Source organism: Shewanella denitrificans OS217, assembly GCF_000013765.1.
In the GTDB taxonomy this organism is placed as follows: domain Bacteria; phylum Pseudomonadota; class Gammaproteobacteria; order Enterobacterales; family Shewanellaceae; genus Shewanella; species Shewanella denitrificans.
In genome coordinates this window covers 4,389,034-4,400,649 of sequence record NC_007954.1, presented here as the reverse complement: position 1 = coordinate 4,400,649, position 11,616 = coordinate 4,389,034, and the positions used below count along the sequence as shown (strand labels likewise).

The 11,616-nt window shown below is 42.2% G+C and carries 10 protein-coding genes and 3 pseudogenes; 9 read left to right on the top strand and 4 right to left on the bottom strand.

All coding sequences use genetic code 11. The features are described 5' to 3' along the window. Complete coding sequence (locus SDEN_RS19140; protein ID WP_011498093.1) at window positions 1-591, top strand: hypothetical protein; 591 nt, start codon at window positions 1-3, stop codon at window positions 589-591. Window positions 592-1,066: 475 nt separating this feature from the next. Here the strand turns inward: SDEN_RS19140 and SDEN_RS19135 are convergent. Further along, window positions 1,067-1,756 (bottom strand): annotated as a pseudogene (locus SDEN_RS19135) (IS110-like element ISSde11 family transposase); the annotation flags it as partial. 80 nt (window positions 1,757-1,836) lie between these two features. Here SDEN_RS19135 and SDEN_RS19130 point away from each other — a divergent pair. The 5 genes and pseudogenes from SDEN_RS19130 (at window position 1,837) to SDEN_RS19100 (ending at window position 6,214) form a co-directional block, all read left to right on the top strand. Next, a complete protein-coding gene (locus tag SDEN_RS19130; RefSeq protein ID WP_011496360.1) occupies window positions 1,837-2,814 on the top strand; it encodes a hypothetical protein in 978 nt (325 codons plus the stop codon). A gap of 316 nt (window positions 2,815-3,130) precedes the next feature. Further along, window positions 3,131-3,283, top strand: a complete 153-nt coding sequence (locus SDEN_RS20610) for a hypothetical protein (RefSeq protein WP_157599895.1) — start codon at window positions 3,131-3,133, stop codon at window positions 3,281-3,283. A 37-nt stretch (window positions 3,284-3,320) separates the two neighbouring features. Then, window positions 3,321-4,457, top strand: a pseudogene (locus tag SDEN_RS20920) (transposase). A 37-nt stretch (window positions 4,458-4,494) separates the two neighbouring features. Further along, window positions 4,495-5,601: pseudogene (locus SDEN_RS20915) on the top strand (transposase). A 232-nt stretch (window positions 5,602-5,833) separates the two neighbouring features. Beyond that, window positions 5,834-6,214, top strand: coding sequence for a hypothetical protein (locus SDEN_RS19100; RefSeq protein WP_198134613.1), 381 nt, complete (start codon window positions 5,834-5,836; stop codon window positions 6,212-6,214). A 245-nt stretch (window positions 6,215-6,459) separates the two neighbouring features. On the opposite strand, the gene SDEN_RS19095 is transcribed toward SDEN_RS19100, so the two are convergent. Further along, complete coding sequence (locus tag SDEN_RS19095; RefSeq protein ID WP_011498089.1) at window positions 6,460-6,891, bottom strand: hypothetical protein; 432 nt, start codon at window positions 6,889-6,891, stop codon at window positions 6,460-6,462. 16 nt (window positions 6,892-6,907) lie between these two features. Here SDEN_RS19095 and SDEN_RS19090 point away from each other — a divergent pair, with 16 nt between their 5' ends. The 3 genes from SDEN_RS19090 to SDEN_RS19080 all read left to right on the top strand — a co-directional run bounded on the left by SDEN_RS19090 (window position 6,908) and on the right by SDEN_RS19080 (window position 9,360). Continuing rightward, window positions 6,908-7,492 carry a hypothetical protein gene (locus SDEN_RS19090; protein WP_011498088.1) on the top strand — a complete coding sequence of 195 codons (585 nt, stop codon included), beginning with the start codon at window positions 6,908-6,910 and terminating at the stop codon, window positions 7,490-7,492. A gap of 8 nt (window positions 7,493-7,500) precedes the next feature. Further along, window positions 7,501-8,091 (top strand): hypothetical protein, encoded by a 591-nt coding sequence (locus tag SDEN_RS19085; RefSeq protein ID WP_011498087.1) that lies wholly within the window; start codon window positions 7,501-7,503, stop codon window positions 8,089-8,091. Window positions 8,092-8,634: 543 nt separating this feature from the next. Further along, window positions 8,635-9,360, top strand: coding sequence for a hypothetical protein (locus SDEN_RS19080; protein ID WP_011498086.1), 726 nt, complete (start codon window positions 8,635-8,637; stop codon window positions 9,358-9,360). Here SDEN_RS19080 and SDEN_RS19075 read toward each other — a convergent pair. Beyond that, window positions 9,341-9,538 carry a hypothetical protein gene (locus tag SDEN_RS19075; RefSeq protein WP_041405911.1) on the bottom strand — a complete coding sequence of 66 codons (198 nt, stop codon included), beginning with the start codon at window positions 9,536-9,538 and terminating at the stop codon, window positions 9,341-9,343. The two genes, SDEN_RS19080 and SDEN_RS19075, sit on opposite strands and share 20 nt — an antisense overlap. 59 nt (window positions 9,539-9,597) lie before the next feature. Then, a complete protein-coding gene (locus SDEN_RS19975) occupies window positions 9,598-11,340 on the bottom strand; it encodes a S8 family peptidase (protein ID WP_011498085.1) in 1,743 nt (580 codons plus the stop codon). Window positions 11,341-11,616: the final 276 nt, after the last annotated feature.

Below are 11,616 nucleotides of genomic sequence, written 5' to 3'. Positions count from 1 at the left end.
ATGAAAACGTTATATGCCCCCCCCCCTCCGGAGGGGTGGGATTATTGGTTTAAAACTGAGACCCTAACTAACTTCAATGGTTTCTTCTTTGTTATTGGTGCGCTCTTTTTTGTGTATAAATACCAAGAACAGAATCAAATAAGAAACCTCTTAACATACGTGAAGGTTATAATAGTAGGCAATATTTTAGCCTATATGTTGTTTACTGCGGGAATAGACGGCGATCGAGTAAGATATCAAGTATACATGGATAATAGCGCTAAGCTTGAAACCTTTAGTGGGGTGATTGAGTTTGTCGGCGATAAAAAAAAGGCTTGGCCTGGGCATTTCCATAAATACGATGATGATTATCTCTGGGATGTGTTCACTATTATTACACCAGACGATGAATGGAACGTTATTTGGCATATTCAGACGCGAGAGCACTCCGACTTAACTAAGCCACCCTGTTACGAAGGGGATATTTTTAATTTGTTATTACCCTATGTCGGTAAAAAAGTCACAATCAGGTATTTCAGTTTTATTTCGAGTTACCATAAAACCAGTTCGTTATTTTCTAAATGTGTTGTAGATATTAAAGTTGAAGAATAGTCAATAGAAAAGTGAGCGAAATAAAGAATCAAAATAAGGTCATATAGTAAATGAGAGAAATGTGGACATGAATACGAATAAGGTGCCATATATGGACGCTTCCGGTGAGTCGAGGCAATAGTCTGCTCACCGAAGGCTTTTTTGGCCTTAGTTTTCTGTTTAACTGCTTTACTCCTGCCATTGCTTTTGATGCGACTCATTACCGCTAAAAGCGGTTGTGCTGACATATATACGGGCTTAACAGTTACCACTGCGCCCCTAATGAAATCCGTACCACTGCGCCTTAAAATGTGAAACACTCATGCGGATTAGGTTACCTATCCTTGGCCTGTTCGGGCTTACACTGGTTGGACTGAGCCATTGCTTCATCGTTAACAACAACCTCGAGTATTAGGTGCTATCTTGCCGCTCTTATCATCCAGACGGGCTATAAGCCCTTGGCACGACCGAGCTGTGCAAGATAGCGATAACAGGGTTAATTGGCTTCATGGCTTATGCCTTGATAAGCGCCGTATTGCGGCGCATAGGGCACTTGCTTGTGCAATAAAATCCACATCAGTCTGGCGAGTCGATGAGCGGTGGCAACCACAGTTGTGCAGATGCTTTTACGGCTTCTTAATTGGGTTATCCACTGATTTAAATCATCATTTTTCTTACTTGCATGGCTGACTACGGTTCTGGCACCGTGAATAAGTTGTTTGCGTAAGTAGCCGTCGCCGCGTTTGGTGATACTGCCATTAATACTCTTATTGCCTGAGGCGAATTGTTGTGGGGTTAACCCTAGCCAGACTGCTAATTCTTTAGCGCTATTAAAGGCTTGCCCTGCACCAATGGCAGCGGCAAACGCTGAAGCGATAATGGGGCCAACACCTGGAATACTTAATAAGATTTTGCCATTAGGGTCTTGCTCTACCAGCTGTTTTATCAGGCGGTTAATGCGGTCTAAGCGGGTACTCACAGTCTGGTATTCATCCCAGAAATCATTGGCCATTAACTTGATGATAGGCCGCTGTGACTCATCGTTAATGATGTCCCACATGGCTCGCTCAAACGCACTGTGACCTTGCGGAAAACAAATACCAAAATCCACTAACACCCCACGAATTTGATTGGTGCAGGCGGTTCTTTGTTTTACCAAGCGCTCTCTGACGCGATGCAATAATAAAGGGCCATCCATGTTACTGGAGAGTCTCCAGATTTTAAACTAAGCTTAAAATCTGAACAGACATTGACGAAGGTGAGCATATGCCACGCCCTAGAAGAAGTCAGGTGAGTGTGGAAGACACTCCTATGTACCATTGTTGTAGTCGCGTTATTCGCCGTGCTTTTCTCTGCGGCGATGATATGTTTTCTGGTAAAAACTACGACCACAGACGTGCTTGGGTAGAAGCTCAACTGCTTAAATTAGCGGAGGTTTTCGCGATTGATGTAGCAGCTTTTGCAGTGATGAGTAATCATTTGCATGTTGTGCTCAGTATCGACATCTATCAAGCTAACAGCTGGTCTGATGTTGAGGTAATAAGCCATTGGCATCAATTGTTTAAGGGTACTGATACAACCAAAAAGTTTGCTCAGGGTGAAACGCTTGAAGATTATGAACAGTTGCAGCTTAGTCACACAGTTGCTTTATATCGCAGCCGATTAAGCGATATTTCTTGGTTCATGCGCTGTTTAAACGAGCCAATAGCAAGACAAGCAAATCAAGAAGATAACTGCACTGGTCGTTTCTGGGAGGGGCGTTTTAAGTCGCAAGCTTTGCTTGATGAGGCTGCTGTACTCGCTTGCATGGCTTATGTCGACCTCAATCCCATCAGAGCCAAGATGGCAGATACCCCAGAGTACTCAGACCATACCAGTATTCAACTGCGAATAAAGGCTGCCTTGAAAGGAGAGCAGCCTAATAACTTGCTACCGTTCATTGGCAATGAGCGTAAAAACCAACCCAAAGGTATTGCATTTGCATTGAAAGATTATCTTGAACTGGTTGACGATACTGGACGTATTATTCGCAACGACAAGCGAGGTGCAATCAGCACAAATAGCGCTAAGTTACTCACTCGATTGAATATCCCTCAAGAAAATTGGCTCAAACTTACCACAGAATTTGGTAAGTTATTTCATGGCCCCGTGGGCACACTTCAAGAGCTGACGCGCTATTGCGAGCATCTAGAAAAACGTCGCCGACACTTCGCCAGCTGTTGCCAGCACCTAAAAGCAGGCTGACTTCAAGCCTATTTCATAGGCTTTACCCTTCAAAATGGCCAACCAGAGAATGGCTTGGGTTACTCTTGCTAAAAATCACCGTTTTTCAGTCAAGTAACCCTTTTAAGCACATCCTTATTCATTTGTTCCCAACCATATTAGCCTTTTCGCTTTTCAGTGACTTGAGCGTAAACCCAAAGTGCATTATGTTGTTGTTTTATCATGGCTGGCCTGATTTATTGTGGTTTTATCATGGCTGGCCTGATTTATTGTGTGGCTGGCCTGATTTATTGTGGGCCTGATTTATTGGGCCTGATTTATTGAGTTAGCGCAAGAGGTGAGCCGGAAAATTGAAGCTAGGGTGAATGCCCAGCTTGCGGCCTCTCAGGCTGCCGCTGAAAATCGCATGACGAAACAGTTAACGACTGACACCGCTGGTGCGAATAAAGGGCCATCCATGTTACTGGAGAGTCTCCAGATTTTAAACTAAGCTTAAAATCTGAACAGACATTGACGAAGGTGAGCATATGCCACGCCCTAGAAGAAGTCAGGTGAGTGTGGAAGACACTCCTATGTACCATTGTTGTAGTCGCGTTATTCGCCGTGCTTTTCTCTGCGGCGATGATATGTTTTCTGGTAAAAACTACGACCACAGACGTGCTTGGGTAGAAGCTCAACTGCTTAAATTAGCGGAGGTTTTCGCGATTGATGTGGCAGCTTTTGCACTCTTGTGAATGAACTGGAAGTAATCACCTTCATGTTGTGCTCAGTATCGACATCTATCAAGCTAACAGCTGGTCTGATGTTGAGGTAATAAGCCATTGGCATCAATTGTTTAAGGGTACTGATACAACCAAAAAGTTTGCTCAGGGTGAAACGCTTGAAGATTATGAACAGTTGCAGCTTAGCCACACAGTTGCTTTATATCGCAGCCGATTAAGCGATATTTCTTGCCAACGTTTTCAAAAGAGCGCGCTGTTTAAATGAGCCAATAGCAAGACAAGCAAATCAAGAAGATAACTGCACTGGTCGTTTCTATTCACCGCCATCCATGGCGCTCACCCTTCGGGCCAGCTGAAGCTGTTCAAATTCGTTCCCGACGAATTTGTGGGAAGGGCGTTTTACCTATTTCCTTTATAAAGAGTCAAGCGCTACTCGATGAGGCAGCAGTGCTAGCCTGTATGGCTTATGTAGATTACTCTTTGTTAACAGGAAGTCCTATTAGGGCTAAGATGGCAAGCACCCCAGAGTACTCAGACCATACCAGTATTCAACTGCGAATAAAGGCTGCCTTGAAAGGAGAGCAACCTAATAACTTGCTACCGTTCATTGGCAATGAGCGTAAAAACCAACCCAAAGGTATTGCATTTGCATTGAAAGATTATCTTGAACTGGTTGACGATACTGGACGTATTATTCGCAACGACAAGCGAGGTGCAATCAGCACAAATAGCGCTAAGTTACTCACTCGATTGAATATCCCTCAAGAAAATTGGCTCAAACTTACCACAGAATTTGGTAAGTTATTTCATGGCCCCGTGGGCACACTTCAAGAGCTGACGCGCTATTGCGAGCATCTAGAAAAACGTCGCCGACACTTCGCCAGCTGTAATAATAATAAAGGGCCATCCATGTTACTGGAGAGTCTCCAGATTTTAAACTAAGCTTAAAATCTGAACAGACATTGACGAAGGTGAGCATATGCCACGCCCTAGAAGAAGTCAGGTGAGTGTGGAAGACACTCCTATGTACCATTGTTGTAGTCGCGTTATTCGCCGTGCTTTTCTCTGCGGCGATGATATGTTTTCTGGTAAAAACTACGACCACAGACGTGCTTGGGTAGAAGCTCAACTGCTTAAATTAGCGGAGGTTTTCGCGATTGATGTGGCAGCTTTTGCACTCTTGTGAATGAACTGGAAGTAATCACCTTCATGTTGTGCTCAGTATCGACATCTATCAAGCTAACAGCTGGTCTGATGTTGAGGTAATAAGCCATTGGCATCAATTGTTTAAGGGTACTGATACAACCAAAAAGTTTGCTCAGGGTGAAACGCTTGAAGATTATGAACAGTTGCAGCTTAGCCACACAGTTGCTTTATATCGCAGCCGATTAAGCGATATTTCTTGCCAACGTTTTCAAAAGAGCGCGCTGTTTAAATGAGCCAATAGCAAGACAAGCAAATCAAGAAGATAACTGCACTGGTCGTTTCTATTCACCGCCATCCATGGCGCTCACCCTTCGGGCCAGCTGAAGCTGTTCAAATTCGTTCCCGACGAATTTGTGGGAAGGGCGTTTTACCTATTTCCTTTATAAAGAGTCAAGCGCTACTCGATGAGGCAGCAGTGCTAGCCTGTATGGCTTATGTAGATTACTCTTTGTTAACAGGAAGTCCTATTAGGGCTAAGATGGCAAGCACCCCAGAGTACTCAGACCATACCAGTATTCAACTGCGAATAAAGGCTGCCTTGAAAGGAGAGCAACCTAATAACTTGCTACCGTTCATTGGCAATGAGCGTAAAAACCAACCCAAAGGTATTGCATTTGCATTGAAAGATTATCTTGAACTGGTTGACGATACTGGACGTATTATTCGCAACGACAAGCGAGGTGCAATCAGCACAAATAGCGCTAAGTTACTCACTCGATTGAATATCCCTCAAGAAAATTGGCTCAAACTTACCACAGAATTTGGTAAGTTATTTCATGGCCCCGTGGGCACACTTCAAGAGCTGACGCGCTATTGCGAGCATCTAGAAAAACGTCGCCGACACTTCGCCAGCTGTTGCCAGCACCTAAAAGCAGGCTGACTTCAAGCCTATTTCATAGGCTTTACCCTTCAAAATGGCCAACCAGAGAATGGCTTGGGTTACTCTTGCTAAAAATCACCGTTTTTCAGTCAAGTAACCCTTTTAAGCACATCCTTATTCATTTGTTCCCAACCATATTAGCCTTTTCGCTGTTCAGTGACTTACCGTGACTTGAGCGTAAACCCAAAGTGCATTATGTTGTTGTTTTATCATGGCTGGCCTAATTTATTCTATGATCACTGAAATATTATTTAATGATGATAAGTCGCTTCTTACTTGGATGTTGAGTGATGGGAGTGAAGCATGCAGGAAATGTAATTTCGTAAGTGCTTTTGTTACGAGTGACAGTAAGGCAATTGTAATTATAGAGCCATCATCTGGAAATAATTTAAGTGTTATTAGCTCTGATGGTAAAGAAATTTGTAGACCAGACAACCCTTTAAGCTCTAATGATCTAGATACTTGTTTTACTGGTGGGGGAGTGATGAATGGAATTAACTATTTATATTCAGCAGGATTGAGCAAAGGTGGGCCGACTAAAGTGTCAGTAGATATTATTTGTAAGTTAAATTCTGAAACATATGAAATTTATGATGTGGTTCAATCTCGGTAAAGACCAGACAATAAATGTAAAAGTAAAGGTGGACATATATGGACGCTTCCGGTGAGTCAAGGCAATAGTCTGCTCACCAAGAGCTTTTTTGGCCTTAGTTTTCTGCTTAGCTGTTTTACTCTTGCCATTGTTATTGATGCGACTCATGGAGTAAATGACAGGCTCTGCCTTGGCAAAGCCTGTCATTAGAGTGAGGCTTAAGCCCCACTCTTGCGCGATTACACTAGACTGTTAACGGATGAGACCTAGTAGCATACTGGTGCATAGCGCAGACTTACGCTATTAGAATGCTCACTACAGGATGATGCCGTGCAGGCTTGCACTGTAGCGGTTTGAGTCCTAGGTAGGTTAAGGTATTTGCTGGTTGATGTTGTCGATGCAAAATAACTGCCATCGAGGAAGATTTTATAGGATGACGCACTGGAGATTGAGTTCCAAGAGAGATTGTATTCGCCATGACAGTAATAGGATTCCGCCGTTAGCTTAGGCGCTACCAGAGCACTCTCTAAATACTGAAACGCCCCCTTCAAATTGGGTCTCACTCCGACTTGCACGCCTGAAGGTTCTTGAACGCCTGTGGCGGTCAGAATATTTTTGATGGTTTGCACACTCAATGTTTTACCTTTAGCATTCTTACTAAAACCTTGTAATGCGGCGACAGCGCCGGCAACCATCATGCCGGTGTGGCAACAAATGGGTTATTTAGATGGAGGAGCCGTAGAGATTGAAGGCAGTCTATACCTAGAATCGCAATTAGGGGTTGGTGTTGGGGGGTCATTAGCATTTGCCTTTAACCCCGATGGTAGTGGCGGGATTGCCAAGGCGTTCGATATGGGCTACCAACAGTTTGTCAATCAATCGAGCTTTTCCTATGAGTTATCCTTGGCAACAGGAGCTACAATGGAAGCTGATGATTTCTTGAATGGATACCTGATGACCTATGGTGTTGAAGCTGAATTGCCTAAGACCAAGCATTTGCTCATTCCAGATAGCGTTAATGTGTTTCAGGGGCATACTTATAAAAAGGATCCTAATGTTTTTGGGTTTACCGACCCAAGTAATATAGATAAGAGTGTTGAGGGCTTTCAATTTTCCAAGAGTTTTGATTTTGGAAGTAAATCGAACAGCTTGATAAACAGTAAGGTGGCTGGCTTCGTGGCGTTACAGAATTCAACCAGAATACCTGAATCCAACTTTGAATCAAGTACTTGGGGACAATTCTTGTATGGTGTGCAAAACAGTATTTTCACTCAGAAAGGCTGGATAACAGGAGATTAATACATTTAATGAAAACGTTATATGCCCCCCTCCCACCGGAGGGGTGGGATTATTGGCTAGGCAAAGATACACTCATGAATATAATTTTTGTGTTGTTTGTTTTTGCAGCTCTATTTTTAGTATATAAACATCAAGAATTTAAGCAGATTAGGCGTGTCAGAACGTATTTTATTGTTTTTTTTATAGGAAGTACTCTCGCTTATAATTTGACAATGTCAAACATCCGCGCAGATAAAAGGAAGTATCAAATTTATATTGATAATAGCGCTAAACTTGAAACCTTTAGCGGGGTGATTGAGTTTGTTGGTAATAAAAAAAAGGCTTGGCCAGGGCATTTCCATAAATACGATGATGATTATCTCTGGGATGTGTTCACTATTATTACACCAGACGATGAGTGGAGCGTTATTTGGAGTATTAATACGCGAGAACACTCCGACATAACTAAGCCACCTTGTTACGAAGGGGATATTTTTAATTTGTTATTACCCTATGTCGGTAAAAAAGTCACAATCAGGTATTTCAGTTTTATTTCGAGTTACCATAAAACCAGTTCGTTATTTTCTAAATGTGTTGTAGATATTAAAGTTGAAGAATAGTCAATGAAACGAATAAGGTGCCATATATGGACGCTTCCGGTGAGTCGAGGCAATAGTCTGCTCACCGAAGGCTTTTTGGCCTTAGTTTTCTGTTTAACTGCTTTACTCCTGCCATTGCTTTTGATGCGACTCATTACCGCTAAAAGCGGTTGTGCTGACATATATACGGGCTTAACAGTTACCACTGCGCCCCTAATGAAATCCGTACCACTGCGCCTTAAAATGTGAAACACTCATGCGGATTAGGTTACCTATCCTTGGCCTGTTCGGGCTTACACTGGTTGGACTGAGCCATTTTTTCATCGTTATCATGGCTGGCCTGATTTATTCTTCTGATTTATTGCTAGTATTGGTAACTTCCAGCCATTGCCTAAAACATTTAACTCATCTAAGGGGTCTAGTTTGGACTGGAATACTTACAAAGGGCAGTCACTTCATCCTGTTTATCAACAGAATTTGATTGATACTCAATTGGACATTCAACGTTCAATTCAGAAACAGATCAATTTATTTAACAAGCAGAATAAAGGAGGGTAATGAAATATGGATATATCATACGAATATATTTGTACGAGCCAATCAGGTATCCCTCAAGGTGCTTTAAAACACCTTGATATGGAAATAATTGAGACCGTTGGAAAAGACATATCAAAGATATTCCCGGCATTTAGCACAGCATTCCCTTTTACTGTTGCAAAAATGAAAGATATGTGGGGGCAGCCAAAACTTGTACTAAAACGAGGGCTTAGAGAGTGGTTAACATTTATTGTTATACAAACTGATAACCAGAATTTATTTTTTGCTCTACAACCTGATTTTATGGAAAAAGAAGGAGAAGAGTTCGATGAAAACCACCAAATGTTGCCTGAAGGTTGGAAAGAGCTTTACCGTTGGTTTGATTCGTTTGGTATCACTAAACAAACATTCTTCCCTGGAGACTGGCTCAATACCCCGTTTCGTTATTGCGCCAAAAAGGATCTGGATAATTATGAGGATATGGTAGGGGTAACCCGTAAACAAACCGATCAGTTTGCTAAAGACTTAGGTTGTGAAAGAGAAGCCTTGAGTTGTTGGTTATTAACAGATAACAAAGACGCTCTATTTATAAATGGAGAGTCAAGTGATGGTAGTGTTTACTACGTTCACGGTAAAGATCTTGAAGTTATTACTAAGCTTAGTAATCCAACAGGAATTTTAGATAAATACTTAGCTCATGTAATCTCTGGTAAATTACCGGCAGAGTTTTCATTCATTGACCGCAATGAATAAATATGACATGCAAAGAAATAAGGTGCATATATGGACGCTCCCGGTGAGTCAAGGCCATAGTCTGCTCACCGAAGGCTTTTTTGGCCTTAGTTTTCTGCTTAGCTGTTTTACTCTTGCCATTGTTATTGATGCGACTCATGGAGTAAATGACAGGCTCTGCCTTGGCAAAGCCTGTCATTAGAGTGAGGCTTAAGCCCCACGCTTGAGTTATTACACTAGACTGTTAACGGATGAAACCTAGTAGCATACTGGTGCATAGCGCAGACTTACGCTATTGGAATGCTCACTACAGGATGACGCCGTGCAGGCTTGCACTGTAGCGGTTTGAGTCCTAGGTAGGTTAAGGTATTTGCTGGTGGATGTTGTCGAGGCAAAATAACTGCCATCGAGGAAGATTTTATAGGATGACGCACTGGAGATTGAGTTCCAAGAGAGATTGTATTCGCCATGACAGTAATAGGATTCTGCCGTTAGCTTAGGCGCTACCAGAGCACTCTCTAAATATTGAATTGCCCCCTTCAAATTGGGTCTCACTCCGACTTGCACGCCTGAAGGTTCTTGTACGCCTGTGGCGGTCAGAATATTTTTGATGGTTTGCACACTCAATGTTTGACCTTTAGCATTCTTACTAAAACCTTGTAGTGCGGCGACAGCGCCGGCGACGATTGGGCTCGCAGATGAGGTGCCCGCAAATCCATCACCGTATCTTTGATTTATTCCACCATTAAACAGGGTGTTGCCATATAAACCTGCAGCAGCGACTTCGTTACCCCAACCATTAAAATCAATGCGAGTACCATGGTTTGAAAAATATGAACGAGCAATTGATGCACTCGGGTTCGTGGCCGCAATTAAGAAAGCCCCTGAATCTCGGGTGTTTCTATTAAATCGATTTTGATATATTGGATCATCTAGATTTTCATTACCGTTGCCTGCCGCCTCAATCACTATGATCCCGCGATTGGTTACGGCAGAGATAACATCAAAAGTGGCTTGATTCCATTCTAGCGGAACACATTCATTTTGATTTTGCGAGGTACAGCTATCCCCATTATTAATGTTTCTATTGATTTGACCTTCTAAGATAATAACATCGCCGGCGCTAAGATAACCGGCAGCATTGTTTATGGCTTGGGCAATACTTGGTGACCAACCATGGAAGCCTAACTGGGCACCATAAGCAATACCTGTGACGCCCTTGCCATCTCTTTTGGCACCAACAACGCTCAATACCGCCGTTCCATGATCACTATCATCGTAATCGTACTTACGCACGAAGGTAGTCGGTAAGTCCTCATGGTTTGAGTTAAAACCGTTTTCCATGTCTATAATTTTAACCCCTTGGCCATTACCACCTGTTTTCGTCCAGGCGTAAAGGGCATCAATGCCCAGTGGGCTTTGCCCTAGGTAGGTTTGGTAACTTTGTAAATCAGGGGTATTACCCGGAGTTCCACCACCGTCTCCAGGTGGAAGGTCGGGTTCACAATTTAATGCGGGACATTGTTCAAATCCGCTACTGATTGGAGGAGATTCTAACTCTACGATAGAAATATAGGGAATATCGACCAGTGAGTTGTATATATCCAATATCTCTTGCTGGGTCATACCTTTAGTAATATCGATACGGTACCAGTTTTCCAACTTAGGTGATTTAGTCTTTGTCTTTTTAGACAAAATCGAGTTTTTTCTCAGTTCTTTATATGATTTGTCTTCGTGTAGCCGCCTAATCTTTTTTAAATACTTATTTGAGTTTATTTGTTGAGCAAACTCATCTGAAGCAGTACCAAGTAAATTAAACCCTTCTTTGCTGAGCTCTACGCCAGTATATTGTTCATCTAGCTTAAAGTTAATGCCAGTGTATTCAATATCGTTTATAAAGCTTTTTTTTGTGGGTTTTGCTGCGACATCTGTGGTCACTGCACTTAATGTGAGTAACAAAGACGCGGCAATAATGAATGTTTTTTGAATTGTAGTAGCCAAAATATTTCCTTATTTTTTATGCTATAAATTTTAAATGGTCAATTGAAGCGCATTTGATGCACGCTAATTAACCAATGGATGTTAACAAATGGTAAACAGTATTAATATTGTTTTGTGTGAAAATTCAACAAAAATTCACTGCCATTGACTAGCATCATTAGGTCATCAAATTAAACGTCTTTTGACTATGGTTTCTCCTGTGACAGCTTGTTATGGGATTCAGTTTAATGCTTTACTTAGGCTTAAGTTTCCCGCTAGCATAGGGGCATCTTAGAG

Coding starts and splice junctions, on each gene's coding strand:
- SDEN_RS19140 (WP_011498093.1), top strand. CDS start 1: ATGAAAACGTTATATGCCCCCCCCCCTCCGGAGGGGTGGGATTATTGG.
- SDEN_RS19130 (WP_011496360.1), top strand. CDS start 1,837: ATGCCACGCCCTAGAAGAAGTCAGGTGAGTGTGGAAGACACTCCTATG.
- SDEN_RS19100 (WP_198134613.1), top strand. CDS start 5,834: ATGATCACTGAAATATTATTTAATGATGATAAGTCGCTTCTTACTTGG.
- SDEN_RS19095 (WP_011498089.1), bottom strand. CDS start 6,891: ATGATGGTTGCCGGCGCTGTCGCCGCATTACAAGGTTTTAGTAAGAAT.
- SDEN_RS19090 (WP_011498088.1), top strand. CDS start 6,908: ATGGGTTATTTAGATGGAGGAGCCGTAGAGATTGAAGGCAGTCTATAC.
- SDEN_RS19085 (WP_011498087.1), top strand. CDS start 7,501: ATGAAAACGTTATATGCCCCCCTCCCACCGGAGGGGTGGGATTATTGG.
- SDEN_RS19080 (WP_011498086.1), top strand. CDS start 8,635: ATGGATATATCATACGAATATATTTGTACGAGCCAATCAGGTATCCCT.
- SDEN_RS19075 (WP_041405911.1), bottom strand. CDS start 9,538: ATGACAGGCTTTGCCAAGGCAGAGCCTGTCATTTACTCCATGAGTCGC.